The 19,595-nt window shown below is 46.1% G+C and carries 21 protein-coding genes; 19 read left to right on the top strand and 2 right to left on the bottom strand.

Features of this window, described 5'->3' with window-relative positions:
- The first annotated feature begins 15 nt into the window (after nt 1–15).
- The 8 genes from GC096_RS13560 (at nt 16) to GC096_RS13525 (ending at nt 9,473) form a co-directional block, all read left to right on the top strand.
- Complete coding sequence (locus tag GC096_RS13560; RefSeq protein ID WP_171630790.1) at nt 16–681, top strand: TadE/TadG family type IV pilus assembly protein; 666 nt, start codon at nt 16–18, stop codon at nt 679–681.
- Nucleotides 681–1,217, top strand: a complete 537-nt coding sequence (locus tag GC096_RS13555) for an A24 family peptidase (protein WP_171630788.1) — start codon at nt 681–683, stop codon at nt 1,215–1,217. Before GC096_RS13560 ends, GC096_RS13555 begins: the two co-directional genes overlap by 1 nt.
- Before the next feature lie 13 nt (nt 1,218–1,230).
- The gene (locus tag GC096_RS13550; RefSeq protein WP_171630786.1) at nt 1,231–2,676 is read left to right on the top strand and encodes a DUF6382 domain-containing protein; all 1,446 of its coding nucleotides are present in this window, start codon (nt 1,231–1,233) and stop codon (nt 2,674–2,676) included.
- 105 nt (nt 2,677–2,781) lie between these two features.
- Nucleotides 2,782–4,338, top strand: coding sequence for an ABC-F family ATP-binding cassette domain-containing protein (locus GC096_RS13545; RefSeq protein WP_056621022.1), 1,557 nt, complete (start codon nt 2,782–2,784; stop codon nt 4,336–4,338).
- Nucleotides 4,339–4,363: 25 nt separating this feature from the next.
- Nucleotides 4,364–4,654, top strand: a complete 291-nt coding sequence (locus GC096_RS13540; RefSeq protein ID WP_171630784.1) for a Dabb family protein — start codon at nt 4,364–4,366, stop codon at nt 4,652–4,654.
- A gap of 153 nt (nt 4,655–4,807) precedes the next feature.
- Entirely contained in the window at nt 4,808–5,857 is a 1,050-nt protein-coding gene (locus GC096_RS13535; RefSeq protein WP_312886262.1) for a M42 family metallopeptidase, read from the top strand.
- Nucleotides 5,854–7,809, top strand: coding sequence for an ABC-F family ATP-binding cassette domain-containing protein (locus tag GC096_RS13530; RefSeq protein WP_171630782.1), 1,956 nt, complete (start codon nt 5,854–5,856; stop codon nt 7,807–7,809). The genes GC096_RS13535 and GC096_RS13530 overlap by 4 nt, the downstream gene beginning before the upstream one ends.
- A gap of 50 nt (nt 7,810–7,859) precedes the next feature.
- The gene (locus GC096_RS13525) at nt 7,860–9,473 is read left to right on the top strand and encodes an ABC-F family ATP-binding cassette domain-containing protein (RefSeq protein WP_171630780.1); all 1,614 of its coding nucleotides are present in this window, start codon (nt 7,860–7,862) and stop codon (nt 9,471–9,473) included.
- Between the two features lie 64 nt (nt 9,474–9,537).
- Here GC096_RS13525 and GC096_RS13520 read toward each other — a convergent pair whose 3' ends face one another.
- A complete protein-coding gene (locus GC096_RS13520) occupies nt 9,538–9,759 on the bottom strand; it encodes a hypothetical protein (RefSeq protein ID WP_171630778.1) in 222 nt (73 codons plus the stop codon).
- 73 nt (nt 9,760–9,832) lie between these two features.
- Between GC096_RS13520 and GC096_RS13515 the strand changes: the two genes are divergently transcribed.
- From GC096_RS13515 to kapB, 3 genes are read left to right on the top strand one after another with little or no spacing between them, the layout of a single operon-like run.
- Entirely contained in the window at nt 9,833–10,351 is a 519-nt protein-coding gene (locus GC096_RS13515; RefSeq protein WP_171630776.1) for a hypothetical protein, read from the top strand.
- A 2-nt stretch (nt 10,352–10,353) separates the two neighbouring features.
- Complete coding sequence (locus GC096_RS13510) at nt 10,354–10,671, top strand: thioredoxin family protein (protein ID WP_171630774.1); 318 nt, start codon at nt 10,354–10,356, stop codon at nt 10,669–10,671.
- Between the two features lie 20 nt (nt 10,672–10,691).
- Nucleotides 10,692–11,078, top strand: coding sequence for a kinase-associated lipoprotein KapB (gene kapB, locus GC096_RS13505; RefSeq protein ID WP_171630772.1), 387 nt, complete (start codon nt 10,692–10,694; stop codon nt 11,076–11,078).
- Here the strand turns inward: kapB and GC096_RS13500 are convergent.
- Nucleotides 11,075–11,296: a hypothetical protein gene (locus GC096_RS13500; RefSeq protein WP_056621044.1), complete on the bottom strand. Its 222-nt coding sequence runs from the start codon at nt 11,294–11,296 to the stop codon at nt 11,075–11,077. The two genes, kapB and GC096_RS13500, sit on opposite strands and share 4 nt — an antisense overlap.
- A 255-nt stretch (nt 11,297–11,551) precedes the next feature.
- Between GC096_RS13500 and GC096_RS13495 the strand changes: the two genes are divergently transcribed.
- From GC096_RS13495 to purT, 8 genes are all read left to right on the top strand, one after another.
- Complete coding sequence (locus GC096_RS13495; RefSeq protein WP_171630770.1) at nt 11,552–12,628, top strand: Gfo/Idh/MocA family protein; 1,077 nt, start codon at nt 11,552–11,554, stop codon at nt 12,626–12,628.
- Nucleotides 12,629–12,645: 17 nt separating this feature from the next.
- On the top strand, nt 12,646–13,281 hold the full coding sequence (locus GC096_RS13490; protein ID WP_171630768.1) for a trimeric intracellular cation channel family protein: 636 nt from the start codon (nt 12,646–12,648) through the stop codon (nt 13,279–13,281).
- Between the two features lie 47 nt (nt 13,282–13,328).
- The gene (locus GC096_RS13485) at nt 13,329–13,808 is read left to right on the top strand and encodes a hypothetical protein (protein WP_171630766.1); all 480 of its coding nucleotides are present in this window, start codon (nt 13,329–13,331) and stop codon (nt 13,806–13,808) included.
- A gap of 311 nt (nt 13,809–14,119) precedes the next feature.
- Entirely contained in the window at nt 14,120–14,275 is a 156-nt protein-coding gene (locus GC096_RS13480; protein WP_171630764.1) for a hypothetical protein, read from the top strand.
- A gap of 28 nt (nt 14,276–14,303) precedes the next feature.
- On the top strand, nt 14,304–14,966 hold the full coding sequence (locus GC096_RS13475; protein ID WP_171630762.1) for a hypothetical protein: 663 nt from the start codon (nt 14,304–14,306) through the stop codon (nt 14,964–14,966).
- Nucleotides 14,967–15,247: 281 nt separating this feature from the next.
- A complete protein-coding gene (locus GC096_RS13470) occupies nt 15,248–16,141 on the top strand; it encodes an ATP-binding protein (protein ID WP_171630760.1) in 894 nt (297 codons plus the stop codon).
- Between the two features lie 28 nt (nt 16,142–16,169).
- Nucleotides 16,170–18,074, top strand: a complete 1,905-nt coding sequence (locus tag GC096_RS13465; protein WP_246302733.1) for a nitric oxide reductase activation protein NorD — start codon at nt 16,170–16,172, stop codon at nt 18,072–18,074.
- A 322-nt stretch (nt 18,075–18,396) separates the two neighbouring features.
- Nucleotides 18,397–19,575 carry a formate-dependent phosphoribosylglycinamide formyltransferase gene (purT, locus tag GC096_RS13460; RefSeq protein WP_171630756.1) on the top strand — a complete coding sequence of 393 codons (1,179 nt, stop codon included), beginning with the start codon at nt 18,397–18,399 and terminating at the stop codon, nt 19,573–19,575.
- Nucleotides 19,576–19,595: the final 20 nt, after the last annotated feature.

The following is a 19,595-nucleotide window of genomic DNA, read 5'->3' as shown; positions in this document are numbered from 1 at the left end:
GAAGGAGATATGGATTTGCTTCTCAAATTGCACAAAGAGCAAGAAGGCGGCATCGTCCTGGAGGCTTCGCTTATTCTGCCAATGTTTCTTGCTTTCGTAGTAGGTCTTGTTCTTTTCATTCAAATTGCTTTGGTGGAAATGGCGTTGCAGGCCGGCGTATCCGAGGCAACGAAGTCCATTGCGGGTCAACTGTACCCCGTGAGGATACTAGTTCAAGAAGCCCAATCGAAATATGATCAAAGTCGTGCCGCTGAGATGCTTAACGCTGTCGTGGATCAAGTCCAAGCGGCAAGGAAAAACGTAACGAGTACAGAGGATATCGCTGATGAATACGCGGCTTACATACCAGATTCGCTGTTAGCGCTCGTACGCTGGGAAAAAGAGAAGCGAGAGTTAGGCGAAGGTATGGCACAAGAAGAGTTGATTGGATTTTATAATACGCACGTTATGCCGCGGATGCTGGCAGTCTTTACACCAATTGTGTTCGCATTTTGTGATGCGAAGTTCATTGAAAAGAGGAACTTTAAAGTCATCTCCGTAACGTTGCCGAGTTTGATACAAGGCGGGGAGGCGTTTTTTGGAGTTGAAGCTCAACTGATCTATCAATTGCCAATCCCTTTTATGAGCCAGACGATTGTCTTGAAAAAAAGAGCATATGAGCGTGCTTGGGTAGGAGCTTAATGGAAGGGAGGGGTGGCCTTATTCTTGTTTGTCTTGGTCTATTTATTATTTTTATCACGGTGGCTTTAATCATTGATGTGCGTTATTCAAAGCTCCCCAATAAGTTGACTATGAGTGGAACGATATTCGGATTATCGTTCCACACATGGTCAGAAGGCTGGGATGGGTTGCTTTTTTCCCTCATTGGTGCATGTACAGGTTTTCTAATTGTATTTGTGTTGTATGTAATTGGAGCTTTGGGGGCTGGTGATGTCAAACTTTTTGCTGCGATCGGAGCAATAATGGGCGTTATGTTTGTTATGCAAACACTTGTTTATGCGATTTTATGGGCAGGTTTAATCGGGCTATTCCTTCTACTTATTCAAAGAAAAATAAGAACAACGAGTCGTAAACTTGCAGGTTGGTTGTTCTCTATATTGGCGCTCAAGAAGTTTGAAACTTTTTTTGAACTTAAGCAACAAAAAAACATCAAATTCCCCTTTATGTACGCCGTTTTTCCAGCTGTAGCCGTAACGATTTACTATTCTTTGCTTTGAATGAGGTGTTAGTATGACTCAAGAAGTATTCGGACTTCGTTATGAATTTGTTTATCGACATGGACACCTGATGGAGTTGTTCAAGGAAGGAGGTTTAGAAGCAAGTGAGCTTTCGAATTTGCAGGTGCGCATGTTAGAAGCCAATCAAGTACCGAGGCTGCTGCCTCTCGACATTCATGAGGTGGATTCAAACATTCGACTACTGTATAGATTGTCCTCCAAACGAATGCTGTCACATGTTTTGAAGGTAGAGCATCTCTCGATCCGTTTACTTGCCAAGTTGATGTACGCGATCGTTTGTACACTGGATGAAAGCAAAAATTATATGCTGAGTGAAATGAATTTCGTATTGAAAGAAAATTTTATTTTCATAGGACAAGATTGGTCGGATGTTTACCTAACATATGCGCCACTAGATATAGCTCATGATGTCGATGAGAGCTTTCCTTCGATAGATGCACTTCTCCAAAAGCTTATCTTACATCTTGGAGAAGAGGAACAAGTTCAACTACAAGCGTGGATGCTAACACATGTAGCTAAAAAAAGTTTTCACGCCTATAAGGAAGCGTTATTAAAGTTGATGGACGAGCCGATTCTTACACGAGAAACAATTGCTGCAATACATTCCGAGCCTATTGTATCCCCATTACCAGAACTAGGATTACCCAAAGCACATTGGAACCGTGATGAAGCGATACACATCCAACCGAAAACTGAAAATCCCATCTTGTCTAAACCTGAACTGATCCCACTATCCTTCATTCCTCTAAAGCAACGGGGGCGATGGATGACAATAGCTCTTATCATCATTCTATTTGCTTTTCTGTGGCAGCAATATTTGGCTCACCCTGGGGCAAGCCTGCTGCAAATAATAGCTGGAATCACGCTGTTGTTAGGCGATGTGGGCTTCGTTCTGCTCTTATTAGGACGCCCTATCTTGTCTAGTCGAATGAATCAAAATCAGAAAAGTTCCTCCAACGCTCACAATATCAGTGATCCTGATAAGGAAGTCATGCGTGATGACAGTTCAAGTGATACGACGGATCCTCTGGATATCCAACACTACTATCAAAATCTGTCCTTACATACAACCATGCTCAGTCCATCACATTCAAATGCAACTGTGTTGCTTGGGAAATCTCCCAAACGAGATCAAGTTGGTCCACGATTGGAGATTCAAGTTGAAGGAGTCAGTCGAACGGTTTCTATTAAAAATGAAGTATTTACAATTGGCAGAGGGGATTCAAGCAGCAGAGTCGATTATGTAGTGGAAGATGTAGGTGTTTCCAGAATCCATGCGGAAATAGTTCAAACTAGCAACGGCTTTCAACTTCGAGATGCTGGCTCTACGAATGGCACGTTTCTGAATGAATTCCCCCTCGTTACCTATCAAGGATATCCGTTAAAAGATGGGGATATCGTGCGAATTATTCGACAAGAACTGACTTTTCGGCTCTAATACAAATAGTTCTACTTCCTGTCTGCCGTTAGCAGTGGTATAATAAGAAGTCGCGAGTAAAAAACGTGATTATCTTAGAACTAGACAGGGGTTTGGTTTTACAAAATGAGTCTTTTAACAATTGAAGATTTAAGCCACAGCTTTGGCGATCGCACATTATTCAAAAATGTTTCGTTCCGCTTGCTTGCTGGTGAACGCGTTGGCATCGTAGGAGCTAATGGCGTGGGGAAATCCACGTTGATGAATATATTAACAGGCAAGCTTTTGAAGGATACAGGCAAGGTAGAATGGACACCGAGAGTCCACTATGGATATTTGGATCAACATTCCGTGTTGGCCGCGGGTCGCACAATCCGTGATATTTTGCGTGATGCTTTCCTTCCTTTGTATGAAGAAGAAAAAAGAATGATGGCCATTACCGACAAAATGGGAGATGCCACGCCTGAGGAGCTTGAAGTGCTTCTTGAGGAAATGGGTGAAATTCAAGAACGTTTGGAGATCGGTGATTTCTATCTGCTTGATGTGAAAATCGAAGAGATGGGTAATGGTCTTGGTTTAAATGCGATTGGGTTAGATCGTGATGTAACGTCTCTTAGTGGTGGACAAAGAACGAAGGTTCTCTTGGCTAAGCTTTTGCTAGAAAAACCAACTGTACTATTGCTCGATGAGCCTACCAACTATTTGGATGTTGAGCACATTGAGTGGTTGAAAATGTACTTGAAGGATTATCCTTATGCGTTCATGTTGATTTCACATGACACGGAATTTATGAACGAAGTCGTCAATGTTGTGTATCATTTGGAGTTTTCCAAGTTGACCAGGTATACGGCGAATTATGAGAAATTCCTTGATATGGCTGAAATGAATAAAGCGCAGCATATCGATGCTTATGAGAAACAGCAAGAGTATATCAAGAAGCAGGAAGATTTCATCGCACGGAATAAAGCACGTGCTTCAACTTCAACTCGTGCGAAGAGCCGTGAGAAGCAGTTGGATCGAATTGACCGCATTGAGCGCCCTGAAACGGCAATGAAACCTACATTCGTATTCAAAGAATCGCGTTCAAGTGGTAGAATCGTATTTGAAGCTGAAAATTTGGAGATTGGCTATGATCGTGCCTTGCTTCCAAGAATGAATGTGACGATTGAACGCGGCGAGAAAATTGCGATCGTCGGCTGCAACGGGGTTGGTAAATCCACCTTATTGAAGACGATTCTTGGCAAAATAGAACCGTTCAGCGGTAAGACGTATCGTGGTGATTATTTGAGTCCTGCGTACTTTGAACAAGAGGTCAAAGCACCAAGCATGACTCCGATTGATGATGTATGGAATTCATTCTCTTCCATGACTCAGAATGAAGTCAGAGGAGCGCTTGCGCGAGTCGGACTTAAGAATGAGCATATCACGCGAGCGATGAGCATGTTAAGTGGTGGCGAGCAAGCGAAAGTTCGTTTGTGCAAGCTGCTTATGCAGGAAAGCAATTGGTTGTTATTCGATGAGCCGACGAACCATTTGGACGTCGTAGCCAAAGAAGAGCTTCAGCGTGCTCTGAAAGAGTACAAGGGTACTGTCCTACTTGTTTGCCATGAGCCTGAGTTCTATGAAGGCTGGGTAACACGCGTGTGGGACGTTGAGGAATGGTCTGCCAAGGTAACCAATTAATTTATTCAAATCGGAGGAGATAACGATGTTAACGCATGTCGTGTTTTTTAAACTCAAAGATCGTAGTCCAGAAGCCATAGAAGTAACCAAAGCTGTTCTTACGAACATGGAAGGTAAAATCCCGGTTTTAAAGCACATCGAGGTTGGAACTGATATTTTACATCTAGAGCGTTCTTACGATATCGCACTCATTACGAAATTCGATTCCCTAGACGATTTGAAGGTTTACGATACGCACCCTGTGCACGAACAAGTCAAAGCTCATATGAAAACAGTTCTTGATGGAACGTCCATCTGTGTTGATTTTGTAAGCTAACCCATGTTTGAAAAACATAAGAGAACAGTGTAGTATCCTTAGAAGAGGCTCGTTCTTGACGTTGTCAGGGACGAGCGAAAATTCTTAGGCTGCACTGTTTTTTGTGTGTTTAGCGCAGGTGCGAAATTACATAGGCATGGGAGAGGAATCCAAGTGAAGTCCAATTTAAATAGAGCTTACATGACAGAAGTTCTAGAAATGCTGCTGCGGACTCCTAGTCCAACAGGATATACGCATCACATTATGCAAAAAGTTGAGCTAGAAGTGAGTAAGCTTGGCTTTGAGCTTTCTTATACGAATAAAGGCTGCGGCATCGTGACCATTCCAGGCGAGAGTTCTGATCGTGTGATTGGCATTTCTGCGCACGTGGACACACTTGGTGCTATGGTTCGTTCAATTAAAGAGAATGGCACATTGAAAATTACGTCACTTGGCGGGTTTATGATGGGCGCAATCGAGAATGAGTATGTGCAAATTCATACCCGTGATGAGCGTGTTTATGATGGTACGATTCTTACGTCAAGACCATCCGTGCACGTATACGATGATGCGAGAGAGTACAAGCGCGATGAAGCGAATATGGAAGTACGGATTGATGAACTTGTGAACTCCAAAAAAGATGTGCAAGCACTTGGTATTCGTGTCGGCGATTTTATCTCTTTCGATCCGCGTGTACAGGTAAAGGAAAATGGGTATGTGAAATCTCGCCATTTGGATGATAAAGCGAGCGTGGCATCCCTGTTTGGTCTTCTTAAATGGTTGAAAGAACAAAGCATTCAACCTTACTATACGATCAAGCTGTTCTTCTCCAACTATGAAGAGGTGGGTCACGGCTCATCTTTTATTCCAGAAGATATTACAGACTTTATCGCGGTTGATATGGGCGCGCTTGGTGATGATTTGAGTGGAAGCGAGCGCGATGTTTCCATTTGTGCGAAAGACTCGTCAGGTCCTTACGACTATGCGATGACGTCGAAAATGATTGAACATGCCGAGAAGCTGGAAATCGGCTACGCTGTTGACATTTATCCGCGCTATGGATCGGATGCATCCGCAGCGCTTAGAGGCGGCCGCGACATTCGGGCGGCGTTAATTGGGCCAGGAGTTCATGCGTCACATAGCATGGAGCGTACGCATATGGATGCTGTAGTGAATACAGCAGCTCTGCTTGCTGCGTACATCCAGGAGCCGGTGCAAGGATGAATATTCTAAGCGCAGTCGATATTACCAAAACCTATGGAGACAAAGTGCTCTTCGACGATATCTCGTTCACACTGAACGAGAAGCAGCGTATTGGCCTCATCGGCGTGAACGGCACAGGCAAGTCCACGCTGCTGAAGATGCTGGCGGGTCTGGAATCCCCGGATCGCGGCAAGCTTGTGCACGCGAACCATTTCCGCGTGGAATACTTGCCGCAAAACCCAGAGTTCGATCCGAACTCCACGGTGCTTGAGCAAGTATTCCACGGTGATTCACCGCTCATGAAGACGCTGCGCGACTATGAGCTAGCCCTTGCAGAGTTGGAGCTGGATTCCTCCAACGAGAAGAAACAAGCGCGCCTGTTCTCTGCCCAGGCGCGTATGGATGAGCAAGGTGCCTGGGAAGCCAGCACCTTGGCCAAAACCGTGCTGATGAAGCTCGGCATCAGCGAGTTCGACAAGCCCGTCGGCCAGCTGTCCGGCGGTCAACGCAAACGCGTCGCCATGGCGCGCGTGCTCATTCAGCCCGCCGATCTGCTCATCCTGGATGAGCCGACGAACCATATTGATAACGAGACGGCCATCTGGCTCGAGGAGTTTCTCAGCAAATGGCGCGGCGCTTTGCTGCTCGTTACCCATGACCGGTACTTCCTAGAGCGGGTCACCACCCGCATTCTGGAGCTGGACCGGGGCAAGATCTACAGCTATGAGGGGAACTACGAGTGGTTCCTCGAGAAGAAGGCGGAGCGGATGGATTCCGAAGCCGCTAGTGAAGATAAGCGGCAGAATCTCCTCCGCCGCGAGCTGGCCTGGCTCCGTCGCGGCGCGAAGGCGCGCACGACGAAACAGAAGGCGCGTATTAACCGCGCCGAGGATCTTCGGGACCGCAAAGTAGACGGTCCCGCTGACAAGCTCGACATGGCGCTGGCAGGCAGCCGCCTTGGCAAAAAGGTGATGGAGCTGGACGCCATCACCAAGTCTTTCAACAGCGGGAAGCAGCTGCTCAGCGGCTTCAGCTACATCGTGATGCCGAAGGATCGTCTCGGCATCATTGGTCCGAACGGCAGCGGTAAGTCGACGCTGCTGAACATGCTCGCCGGGCGTATTCAGCCCGACAGCGGCACGATCGAGACCGGTACAACCGTCAAGTTGGCCTATTACACACAAGAGAACGTCGAGATGGACGAGAAGATGCGTGTGATTGAATATATCAAGGAAGCTGCAGAGCAGATTCGCACGTCGGATGGTGAAACCATTTCGGCCGCACAGATGCTTGAGCGTTTCTTATTCTCTCCTAATTTGCAGTGGTCGCCAATCGGCAAGCTTTCAGGCGGAGAACGTCGTAGACTTTATTTATTGCGAACGCTTATGGGTGAACCGAATGTTCTGCTCCTCGATGAGCCGACCAATGACTTGGACATCCAAACTTTGACGATACTGGAAGATTATCTGGATCAATTCTCTGGGGCTGTTATTACGGTTTCTCATGATCGCTACTTCTTGGATCGAACCGTGACGCATTTATTTGCCTTCGATGGAAATGGTGGGATCGAGCCGTTCATCGGAACATATTCCGACTATTTGGAAGATAAACGGGAACAAGAAGAGGCGGAGCAAGCTCGGAAAGAAATCGTGCGCCAAGCGAACTCGAAGACGACTAGCGGTAGTCCTGCTTCTACACCTTCAAATTCAGGCGCAGCTCCAGCCACGAATCGTCCGAAGAAACTATCATTTAAAGACCAGAAAGAATGGGACGAAATCGAGAATACCATTGCTACACTGGAGGACAAAGTCGACAGCTTGAAAAAACAAATCGAGAGCTCTGGCAGTAACTTTGATCTCGCTCGTGATCTCTATGAACAAGAGCTGCAAACCACGGCGGAACTTGAAGCTGCGATGGAAAGATGGACTTATTTATCAGAGTTAGTAGAAGAAATTGAACGAAATAAGTTATGATAGAAGAAGTAGTTAAAAGAAAATAACAAAAAGGTAGGTATATATACTCCATGATTAGTGTAAATAACGTGACGCTTCGTTACGGCAAGAGAGCCCTGTTCGAAGACGCCAATATTAAATTCACACCAGGAAATTGCTACGGCTTGATCGGAGCAAATGGTGCAGGTAAATCGACTTTCCTCAAAATTCTTTCCGGTGAGATCGAGCCTAACACAGGCGAAGTTAACATCACACCAGGCGAGCGTATGGCTGTTCTGAAACAGAACCATTACGAATTTGATGAAATCGAAGTTTTGAAAACTGTTGTTATGGGGCATTCCCGTTTGTTCAAAATTATGGAAGAGAAGGACGCTTTGTATGCGAAAGCTGATTTCTCCGAAGAAGACGGCATGAGAGCTGCTGAGCTTGAAGGCGAATTCCAAGATCTTGACGGCTGGCAAGCAGAGTCCGACGCAGCAGAGCTTTTGATCGGTCTAGGTATTCCAACATCCATGCATGACACGAAAATGAAGGATCTTGATGGAAACGAAAAAGTTCGCGTGCTCTTAGCACAAGCTTTATTCGGTAACCCAAACATTCTTTTACTCGATGAGCCTACCAACCATTTGAACTTAGAGTCCATTCGTTGGCTGGAGCACTTCTTGTCCCGTTTCGAAGGCACTGTAATCGTCGTATCACATGACCGTCACTTCCTGAACCAAGTATGTACCCATATCGCAGATATCGACTTTGGTAAAATCCAAATGTACGTTGGTAACTATGACTGGTGGTATGAGTCCAGCCAATTGGCACTTCGTTTAACACGTGATGCGAATAAGAAAACCGAAGAAAAACGAAAAGAATTGGAAGCCTTTATCGCGCGCTTTAGTGCGAATGCCTCCAAATCCAAGCAAGCGACTTCCCGTAAAAAGCAATTGGAGAAACTTACACTTGAAGATATTCGTCCTTCCAGCCGTAAATATCCGTTCATTCACTTCAAAGGTGAGCGTGAAGCAGGCAAGCAGTTGCTTGCTGTTGAGGGGATTTCCAAAACAATTGATGGTGTTCAAGTATTAAATAACGTAACCTTTACGATTAATAAAGGCGATAAAGTTGCTTTCGTTGGCATTGATGGCATTGCGAAAACGACACTGTTTAAAATTTTGATGGGCGAAATGGAAGCAGACAGTGGTACATTCTCATGGGGGATCACGACTTCTCAAGCTTACTTCCCGAAAGACAGCCAAGATTATTTCAACTCTGATCTGACATTGGTAGACTGGCTTCGTCAATACTCCAAGGATCAAGATGAGTCATTCCTTCGCGGATTCCTAGGGCGTATGTTGTTCTCTGGTGAAGAAGCATTGAAGAAAGCGAATGTGCTTTCCGGAGGAGAGAAAGTGCGTTGTATGTTCTCCAAAATGATGCTAAGCGGAGCCAACGTATTGATCCTTGATGAGCCTACCAACCATTTGGATTTGGAGTCAATTACGGCGCTGAACAATGGGCTTGTTGATACTGACTGTACGATGCTATTCGTTTCCCATGACCATCAGTTCATCCAAACGATTGCTAATCGCGTTATGGAGCTTACGCCAAAAGGTCTCATCGATAAAATGTTTACGTATGATGAGTATTTGGAAAGCGAAGATGTGAAAAAACAACGCGAAATTCATTACGCGTAAGAATAAACTAAAAAGCGCCCTGAAGTGTTACTTTCAGGGCGCTTTTAGCTACACAAAGTGTTGTCTAGCTGCCGCCGGTGCGACGGCGTTGGTTATTTACTTTTTTGGTCATTTGGCTTTTCGCAGTTTGATTCGCATTTCCTGCTGCTTTCGGGTTAGCGCGTGCTGCGGCTTGATCCGCTTGTTTCTGAGCTAGTTTGGCTTTGATCGCGTCGGCTAAACTGACTTTTTTGACACCTTGTGGTTCGACCTGGTCGGCTTGCTGGTCTTGAGGCTTGTCTGACATAAGAACACCTTCTTTACGTGGTATATCCATAGTATAATCGAATCAAAGAAAAGATGAAAGAAGGTGTGTGGGGATGTTTGATCCGACGATCTATGACAATATCAAAGTTGTGCTCGAAGGGGCAGTCTATGATTTGGATTTGGAAGGTAAAATCATCATAACACGAAGAGAAGATTTAATTGACTTGTCCTCGATGTCTCGCACATTTGCTATTGAATTTGCTAGACAAGTGGGGTTACCGAATAAAGCAGAAATTCACTTACATGTACATTTGAGTGATTTGGCAGCTGAGATTCTAGAAAATCCTACGGCTAAGCCGGGTTGCACGCTGTTAATTAAGCTTCATACACATGTGGATGACCCCGAAATCGACTGTCCGATGATAGAAGCACAATTGAACGCCATTTGGGAACAACGGCCTCGTATAACCCAGCAAATATCGTATTTGTTTGGAGAACAACCAGAGGAGTACCGCAATCTTATTACATTATCCTTTGGGCGCAAAATTGATGAGAGTCACCTCGATGACTTTTCTGATTTGATCGACTATGCGTTTGAAAGCCTAGTATGGCTGGATGAAAGAGGGGCATAGCGATGCAGGAATTATCTCAACAAGAATTACAATTCAAAGTAAATCAAGATAAGGACAAATCGTTTGCAGTCTTTATGTACACGCCGCTATGCGGTACCTGCAAAGTAACAGAACGCATGCTGGACATTATACTGACGATGAAGCCGAACATGCCGTTAGTGAAATGTAACATTAATTTTTTGCCTCAGATCAGTCAAGAATGGCAAATTGCAAGTGTCCCTTGTGTTGTCGTTATCGAACCTGGAAAAGAGAAACAATATATATATCGGATGCAATCCGTGGATGAGCTATACCGCAGACTAATGCCGTTAGTAGAATAAGAATAGGAGTGAAGTATACAATGAGCTTTCAAATCGGAGACCGCGTTATCGCTGAGTATAAAACAGGGGTTTATTATGGTGAGGTTGTAGAGATGTCCTCTAGCATGAAGGCGGCTGTTCGTATTCTTGCCGTGAAGGATCACCCAACACAAGGAGATTTACATAATCCGATGGATCCAAGCGTAGCTTTTTTTCATCAAAGAAGGGCATTATCTCATCAAGAGATTGCGTTAATGCCGATTGCAACGATCCGTCCTTATGCGGGTGAGGTGCCAGATTACCAAGTGTCTCTGAAGAGAGCGCTATTGGCTCAGATCGATAAGCTGTCAGACATGGAAGCATGGGCCCGACGCTCTCTGCAGGAGCTTGATCAGCTGAATAAAGAATATTTTCCACCGTCCAATTAGGAAACTTCTAAGTACAATTTGGTACCATCATTGTATTTGAAAATAGCGACATCACCAATGATCTCGATCATCGAGATCATTTTTAATTTTCTGCGAAATTCAAAATGAAGTTCGTATTCCTTCAATTTAGTTGAGAGTAACTCCATTTGGGAACGTTTATGAGTAAAATTCATCACAGGGATCGATTTATTCTTGAAACGGATTGTGTTTGCTTGCATGTTTAAGCCCTCCTTTACACTGTAAATGCTGCTTTGTTGCTGCCTTACACTATTTAGGATACATTTCAAATGTTAAATATGTTTGCGTGCAACTATTAAAAAAGTTTTAGCAATTTATTATATGTGAATAATAGCGCTACAGGGCTAGTTCCGCTAAGATAAATTTTAGAGGGCCAGATTCGTGGTTGCGGGGAGGGTTATCCCCATTTATAATAGATAAGATTGTATTCTAACAGGTTCTGGAGGGTCACAGAAATGACAGTAACAAAACCAACTCGCATTGGGATTATTGGCGCCGGAAATATCGGAAATGTACACATGGAGACGTTCAAAACAATACCATGGGCGCAGCTTGCAGGTGTGACAGATGTCTATTTGCCGCTTGCTGAAATGAGAGCGAAAGATCATAACATTGAACAAGTATATGCAAATTCAGATAAATTGTTAGAGGATCCTACGATTGATGCCGTTGTCATAGCGGTTTCGAATGAGTGGCATGCACCAATTGCGATTAAGGCGTTAGAGGCTGGCAAGCATGTTATGCTGGAAAAGCCGATGGCGATTGATTTAGCATCTGCTCGTCAAATTGTTGAAGCAGAGCGCAAATCGGGCAAGATTCTGATGATTCCGCACCAAATGCGTTGGGAAGCAGCGTCTATAGCAGTGAAGGAGCAAGTGGAGAAAGGTGCGCTTGGTCACATTTATCATGCGAAAGCGAGCTATCTGAGACGTAAGGGCATTCCAGGCTGGGGAACTTGGTTCACCCAAATGGATAAATCAGGCGGAGGTCCTTTAATCGATCTTGGCGTACATATGTTAGATCTAACCATGTATTTGATGGGGAATCCAAAGCCAGTTTCGGTGTATGGATCAACCTATGCAGAGTTCGGACCACGCAAGCAAGGGATTGGCACATGGGGAGCTCCGAACTGGGAAGGGAAATTTGATGTTGAGGATTTAGCGACAGCCTTGATTAAATTTGAAAATGGGGCAACTCTTTCCTTGGATGTCAGCTGGGCAGGCTTGCTCGAAACGGATAACTTGCCAGTTGTGCAGCTGCTTGGTTCTGAAGGCGGTGCCTATTTGAAAGGTGCGAAAGGAAAACTTTTTGCTGAAAAATTCGATCGGATCGTGGAGACGGAACTTTCGGCTCCTGCAGCGAATGATGATCCACGTGCACGTATGGTGCAGCATTTCTTGTCTAGTATCTCGAGTGGTTCTCAGCCGTTAACTTCTGTCATGACAGGCTATACGAATAATTTGATCCTAGATGCGATTTACCGTTCATCGCAAACGGGCAATGAAGTGAAATTGAACTGGGACATCGAGTAGACAGGAGCTGCAAGCAAGTGAACTGGGAGTTATTTAGTATCATTGGGACGATCGCCTTCGCAGTTAGTGGTGCGATCGTGGCGATGGAAGAAGAATATGATATCTTAGGTGTGTATGTACTTGGGCTTGTTACCGCGTTTGGCGGTGGGATCATTCGCAATATGCTTATCGGAAAACCGATTGTACTTCTTTGGGAGCAAGGGATGTACTTTCAAATCGCTTTATTTGCGATGACAGCTGTCTTCCTTATGCCAGTGAAATATATTCGAATGTGGAAAACCTGGGAAGCCTTCTTCGATGCCATTGGCTTAGCGGCATTCGCCATCCAAGGGGCGCTATATGCGACGAATATGGGCCATCCATTAAGTGCCATTATCGTTGCCGCGGTACTCACTGGGATTGGCGGAGGTATGGTCCGCGATGTGCTAGCAGGTCGGAAACCGATGGTGCTCAAAGATGAAATTTATGCGGTCTGGGGTATGTTAGCAGGAGCGTTAGTTGGGCTTGGCTGGTCACAGGGCACATGGCAGTTAGCTATTCTTTTTGCACTTATCATCATTTTACGTATGTTCTCAGTTAACTACAAATGGAAGCTGCCGAAACGTTCTTTGCGTGATACTTTAGTGGAATCTACACGAAGATCGGATTCGTAGTCCAATTCACCTGCAGGGTAATCGCTTGGAGATAGGAGGAGAGGCAAATGGAAGCATCTTTAACGCAGCATCAGAAAATATCAGCTGAAACAATTGCGACTCGTATTATTTCCGTGAAGGAATTGTTGCAAACGGAGTTAGATCTGTATGAAATATCGAAGGATTCAGAGACTGGTGAACATTACTTGCATTACGCCTATATGCACCGAGATTTCACCAATACAGGTGAGCCGGAGTCCTTCCATTACTTAATGCCAATTGAGAATGATGATGTGCTTGGCATGATTTTTGGCGAGCAAGGGTATGCCTATCCAGAGCATTGGAATGCTGCCTTCTTAAGAAATGGACCAGAAGGTTTCTACATCTGGTTTGACCCTTCACACGAGGCAGAACAATCCGAGGATGAGGCTATTGCTGCTGATCTCCTTCAGAAGCTTAGAGCTTTTCATGATCAAGGAAATGTAGATCCGGAAGCTGTTCGCAAGCTGTTAGAAGATATGGATGAGACCAGGAAGAAAGAAGATTAGATGATTGAAAGCGAAATGAACCTCTACCAAACCATTCAACTTGAGTGGCGGCGATAGAGGTTTTTTTGTGATTCACCTAACCGTCGTAGGTGAAACGTTGGAGAATATAACGTTATCGCACATCGTTATTTACACGAGTAGCCTTTTTTGGGCCACGCCTAAGAATAAGTGCAGATTCTCATTTTCTAAAGGGAGATAGGGTTGTCAGGAGAAGAACTGTCAAATTTTCACCGAGACGGTTAGTAAAAATAATGGAAATTGACCATATTAACACTAGTGTTGATTGAAGTGTAGAAAGGGGGCAATTGAACATGGAAATGGAATCGTATCATTTTGCAAATTTAGGTATTCATGAGGAGTTAATGCAAGATCTTCGCAATCTAGAAACTCGGATGAAAGAGGAACTAGGGTACGAAATTGCGCTAATTGCGTATACCAAGGAAGCGGATGGGCTTTCAAGCAAGTGAAATATAGAGAGAAATAGGGGGAATGACGATGAAAGCTGTGAAAATGTCAGTCATAATGACGGCTGCCTTCGTCGGGTTGACGGGGTGTTCAGCAACTCACTCAAACAAACTAGAAAAGGCATCGCTGTCAATCCAAAGTGTCGGACTTTCAGATTCTGGAGATGCGAAGCTTCGAGACCCTATGAAAGTCGCTGCACCTGCCAGAAAGGTAGATCAAACACGCATAGAGGAAGAGGATCCTCATCGCAATACATATCTTTCCATGAACCGCGAAGTAGCTGATCAAGTGATGCAAGAGGCTCGTTTGGGCACGACTTCAATCGCAATGACGGATACGAATATCTACGTAGCTGTTGATATGGGAGAGTTTCAAGATCCAGGTATGCATGATCAAGTTAAGCGATTAAGCAAATATAACGATTCTGCGACGGAAGCGGGATTATTCGGCTCAGGCATGGGCGCTCACATGGATTGGGTATCTGCGAAGCCTTTACCTAGTGACAGCCTCAATGTGATTCGTCATGTCTTAACACGTATTTATCCGGATTCGCATATTTTCATTTCGTCGAATGCGTTGTTCGTTAACCGGATGATGTACTACGACATGCAGCAACGAAAAAACAAACGCATGGATATGTACTTGCACGAGTTTAATACGATGGTGCAATATACATTCAATAGTCCCAAATGAGTAATAAATACAAGGTTCGTGCCTACTGCAGCTCGAGAATATGTGAATATGTCCACAAAGAAGATGTGATGATCGCGATTAATTATGAGACGGCTTATAGTTTGGCGGAGGTATACAACGAATTATCTTCCAAACCAAGCTGCCCAACTTGTGGAGAAGCTATGGCTTTCTATGCTCATTCCGCCATTGAGGAGCCTTGGTTAATCTGATGAAGCTTGACAATTCGCGCTTTCCTGATAATAGTTAGAGAATACGGCAATCAGGAAAGGAATACCGACGCGATGATGACAGATGTTTTGAAAATAGATGCATTGCCACCCGAGGTCCGTACGCGTTTGGAGGAGCAAAAACAGGTCCTCCATACCGCCGAGGATAGCAAGTTAATCGGAATTGCGGCATATGAAGCCCCCACAGAGGAATTACTTACAGATACAATCTTGTCTCTATTTCTAGGCAAAAATGTACTCCTAAAAGGTCCGACAGGCTCGGGCAAAACGAAACTTGCGGAGCACGTATCCGCTGTTTTTAATCAGCCCATGCACAGCGTGAATTGTTCCACGGATTTGGATGCGGAGGCGCTACTTGGCTTCAAAACGCTCACACATGATGAGCAAGGGCGGAGTCAAATTGCTTTTATCCCCGGTCCAATTATGAAAGCGATGACCAAGGGGCACTTTCTCTATATTGATGAGATTAATATGGCCAAGCCAGAAACACTGCCTCTTATCAATGGCGTGCTGGATCACCGCAGATCGATAACAAACCCATTCACAGGCGAAGTAATTACTGCGCATCCGAATTTCAGAGTTGTCGCAGCGATTAATGAAGGCTACATTGGAACTGTTCCGTTAAATGAAGCGCTGAAAAATCGTTTCGTCACGGTGGAAGTGCCTTATTTGCAAGGTGAATTATTGTTTCAGTTGTTACAAAGTCGTTCCGTATTGCGGGATGATAAGCTGTTACGCACCTTCGTTCAACTATCCGCTGATTTGCTTTCCCTGATTGAAATGGGTCAACTGCCCGATGAAGCCGGTTCGATTAGGGCTTTGTTAGATGCATGTGATTTGGCAGCTTATATACCACCGATGCGGGCAGTTACGCGGGCGATTGCGGATAAGCTAGAGGATGAAAGGGAACGTGCAGCTGTGATGAATACGGCTGAAACGTTACTGTAAAACCATGTTCGTAGGAAGCCTTAGCCGATTGGATGATAAAATCGATGCACTGCTCCATATGCAGTTGGTGGATTTGGCTCGTTTATTTACGAAACGTGGAAAGCTGGATGTCGAGGCTGGATTTCATGCGCATTATGATGAAACTGCTTTGCAAATGACGGTGAGTCAGTTTTGGTGGGATTATCCGCTTCGTGACAAAACAGCGGGTATGAAAAGCGATGTGTATCTGCGCTGCCTTGGCAGCGCTTGGTTTACAGGTAAGGTGGCAGTGACCGACTACCTTCATTACTGTTCGAGTGTCAAGTTTCCGAAGCTGGCGAATAGCTTATTTGCACTATGCGAGGATATGCGTTTGGAGCGCATTTGCCGCAGTCAACGTCCTGGAATGGGAGCTGTCTTTGCACATCGGCATCATATCTTAGGCGGATATTTTGGGCATAAGCTACGAACGCATGTGAGCAAAGGTGAGTTGGCGGATGCGTTGCTGTTGATCGTATATGGTTGGTTCACTGGAAAGTCGTGGCAAGGTGAGTCGTTCTCTTCTGCGCTTGGCAGCGAGTTAACGGGCCGTTTAGGTGCTCTATACGTAATGTTAGAGCAAGTAGAGGAAGCGAGGCAAACGGCTCAGGTTGCGGCTTTGTGTAAAGACATGTTGGAGTCGCTGACCCCATGGTTGGATCGTGATGCTGTGTCTAGTTACTTCTGGACACAGCAAGGAAGCGGTATCGCAGATCCGCTGCCTGCGGACTATAAAGGCGAGCTGAAGCGCGCGAAGCGGCTCGCTAACGATGATGTGCTCCCCGACCAAGCGGGGGAGCGTCAATTGCCCGGCCAAGAGCGGATGCCGACTTGGCATCGTGAGAGCAGCGACCGCAGCCCAGGCCTGCTGCGGTTCGAGCTGGAGCGCGGCGCTCGCACCGCCGCGCAGGGCTCTGCGCCCCGTGAGGGCGATGCCGCCGACCAGGCGCTCGCCATCACCCAGGGGCGCTCGCAGCGCGCCCAGCGCACCGGCGCCGCCGCTGAGCGGCGCCAAGGGCCTTCCGTGCCCGCTGCCGCGGGGCACGGGGAGGGCGAGGTCGCCGCGTATGCGACGGCGACCTGGCTCTTGCCTGAACGTCCTACTGCTGCGCAGGAGGACGGGTTCAGGCGCTTGAGCGAGCGCGCAGCGCCGCTCGCGAAGCCCTTGCAGCGTGCGATACGGCGCACGCTGGAGCAGAGGCGGATCGCCCCGCGCGGCGATCGGCTGTTCGGGCGGCTCGACAAGCGGCTTACGCGAGCCATCACGCAAGAGCTGCCGCGCCTCTTCTATAAGAAGCGCGCGCCAGTACCCCAGCTCGACGCAGCGTTCGCGCTGCTCGTCGACTGCTCGGCGTCCATGTATGACAAAATGGACGAAACCAAGCTAGGTCTCGTGCTATTCCACGAGACCCTCCGAAACCTGCGAATCCCACATGAAATTGTGGGATTCTGGGAGGACGCGGACCGCGTAACCGAGCAGGAGGCACCGAACCTGTTCCAGGTTGCGGTGGATTTCGGCTCCTGTCTCGCGGTCGGGAGCGGCGCGGCGCTGATGCAACTGGAGCCGCAGCAGGACAATCGCGATGGCTTTGCTATTCGCGAGATGATGAAGCGGCTGCTGCGGCGCACAGAGCGGCAGCGCATCCTCCTCGTGTTCTCGGATGGGGAGCCTTCGGCAGCCAACTACAACGATGTCGGCATCCTGGATACACACGAAGCCGTTCTGCAAGCTAGACGCATGGGTGTCGAAGTGATTAGCGTTTTTCTAGCAAATGGCACCGTGCATGAAACACAGCGGAACGCGATGCGTAATATGTATGGGCGAAGCAGTATCGTTGTTCCGAATGTGGAAGGCCTACATGAACAGCTTGTGCCGATTTTACGCAAGCTTTTGCTGAAATCGATTCAGTCATAATCTGTTCATTTACTTGTCATTACCTACATAAACTCCAGTTATTTATCGGGATTCTCAAGATGTATATCTCCTAAATCCTAGAATTAACTGGGGAATTTTTAATATTGTTATCCTAGTTGAGCCACGTGCAATGTTACGGGTAGTGTAATTTCCAAGAGCGTAATCTGAAGATCTCATCTATCTTTTAACCTCAAAATCCAGTACAATAGATCAGGATCATTCTAGGTAAAATTCGCCAAACTCCGACACAAATCGGATGAATCACATACGTAACATCATTCATAGCTTGTACTCATCTTTCATTTAGGGGGCATTTCATCTCATGTACGGAGCACCATTATCCAACAAATCCAAGAAAATTATGCTGCTTGGCTCTGGTGAGCTAGGTAAAGAAGTTATTATTGAAGCACAACGACTCGGTATTGAGACGATTGCTGTGGATCGTTATGCGAATGCTCCAGCCATGCAGGTTGCGCATCGAAGCCACGTTATTTCGATGTTGGATGGCGAGCAGCTTCGTGCGATTATTGAGAAAGAACGCCCAGATCTCATTGTGCCAGAAATCGAAGCGATCGCGACATCTGTTCTTGTAGAACTAGAAAAAGAAGGCTACCGTGTTATTCCGACGGCGACAGCATCCCGTTTAACAATGGATAGAGAAGGAATTCGTCGACTTGCATCGGAAACACTGGGACTACGCACAGCCAAATATGAGTTTGCTAATAGTCTTGAAGAATTGCACGCCGCCGTAGCTGTAATCGGCACACCTTGTGTGATTAAACCGATCATGAGCTCATCTGGAAAAGGGCAAAGTGTTTGCCGAACACCTGAGGGTGTAGAAGCTTCATGGAACATTGCGATGGAAGGCGGACGTGCTAAGAACGCGCGTGTGATCATCGAAGAATTTATCCATTTTGAATCCGAAATTACGTTGTTGACGGTTCGTTCTATTTCAGGAACAACCTATTGTGAACCAATTGGTCATATTCAAAAAGACGGCGATTATATCGAATCCTGGCAGCCGCATACCATGTCTGAGCAGCAAATTGTGGATGCGCAGCAAATGGCAAAAACGATTACCGATGCACTTGGTGGTCATGGTTTATATGGCGTTGAACTATTCTTAACCGCAGATGGCGTATACTTCAGTGAAGTGTCCCCGCGTCCGCATGATACAGGTATGGTTACGATGGCTACGCAAGATCTCAGTGAGTTCGCGCTGCATGCGAGAGCAATTCTTGGATTCCCGATAACGGGCGTTCGCTTGTTGACGCCAGGTGCCAGCTATACGCTGAAAGCCGATCGAGAGCAAGTCGAATATACAATTAGCGGCATTGACGAGGCATTATCCGTACCGAATACGCAAGTAAGAGTATTTGGCAAGCCTGAAACCAAAGTAGGTCGCCGTATGGCTGTTGCCCTGAGTTCTGGGGAAACAGTGGAGGAAGCACGCAGCCTAGCTAAAGAAGCAGCTAGTAAGCTCACTTTGAATTACAACTAAACTGAATGACTGAAGTACGC

This window comes from Paenibacillus plantarum (genome assembly GCF_013141695.1).
GTDB lineage: Bacteria > Bacillota > Bacilli > Paenibacillales > NBRC-103111 > Paenibacillus_E > Paenibacillus_E plantarum.
The sequence above is the reverse complement of the archived record's forward strand: the minus strand, read 5'-3'. Positions and strand labels throughout refer to the sequence as shown.

Bases quoted from the DNA above. Each gene is read 5' to 3' on its own strand.
- GC096_RS13555 (WP_171630788.1), top strand. From the start codon at position 681: ATGGAAGGGAGGGGTGGCCTTATTCTTGTTTGTCTTGGTCTATTTATT.
- GC096_RS13485 (WP_171630766.1), top strand. From the start codon at position 13,329: ATGGAAGCATCTTTAACGCAGCATCAGAAAATATCAGCTGAAACAATT.
- GC096_RS13525 (WP_171630780.1), top strand. From the start codon at position 7,860: ATGATTAGTGTAAATAACGTGACGCTTCGTTACGGCAAGAGAGCCCTG.
- GC096_RS13470 (WP_171630760.1), top strand. From the start codon at position 15,248: ATGATGACAGATGTTTTGAAAATAGATGCATTGCCACCCGAGGTCCGT.
- GC096_RS13550 (WP_171630786.1), top strand. From the start codon at position 1,231: ATGACTCAAGAAGTATTCGGACTTCGTTATGAATTTGTTTATCGACAT.
- GC096_RS13510 (WP_171630774.1), top strand. From the start codon at position 10,354: ATGCAGGAATTATCTCAACAAGAATTACAATTCAAAGTAAATCAAGAT.
- GC096_RS13475 (WP_171630762.1), top strand. From the start codon at position 14,304: ATGAAAGCTGTGAAAATGTCAGTCATAATGACGGCTGCCTTCGTCGGG.
- GC096_RS13545 (WP_056621022.1), top strand. From the start codon at position 2,782: ATGAGTCTTTTAACAATTGAAGATTTAAGCCACAGCTTTGGCGATCGC.
- purT (WP_171630756.1), top strand. From the start codon at position 18,397: ATGTACGGAGCACCATTATCCAACAAATCCAAGAAAATTATGCTGCTT.
- GC096_RS13540 (WP_171630784.1), top strand. From the start codon at position 4,364: ATGTTAACGCATGTCGTGTTTTTTAAACTCAAAGATCGTAGTCCAGAA.
- kapB (WP_171630772.1), top strand. From the start codon at position 10,692: ATGAGCTTTCAAATCGGAGACCGCGTTATCGCTGAGTATAAAACAGGG.
- GC096_RS13480 (WP_171630764.1), top strand. From the start codon at position 14,120: ATGGAAATGGAATCGTATCATTTTGCAAATTTAGGTATTCATGAGGAG.
- GC096_RS13495 (WP_171630770.1), top strand. From the start codon at position 11,552: ATGACAGTAACAAAACCAACTCGCATTGGGATTATTGGCGCCGGAAAT.
- GC096_RS13530 (WP_171630782.1), top strand. From the start codon at position 5,854: ATGAATATTCTAAGCGCAGTCGATATTACCAAAACCTATGGAGACAAA.
- GC096_RS13500 (WP_056621044.1), bottom strand. From the start codon at position 11,296: ATGCAAGCAAACACAATCCGTTTCAAGAATAAATCGATCCCTGTGATG.
- GC096_RS13515 (WP_171630776.1), top strand. From the start codon at position 9,833: ATGTTTGATCCGACGATCTATGACAATATCAAAGTTGTGCTCGAAGGG.
- GC096_RS13520 (WP_171630778.1), bottom strand. From the start codon at position 9,759: ATGTCAGACAAGCCTCAAGACCAGCAAGCCGACCAGGTCGAACCACAA.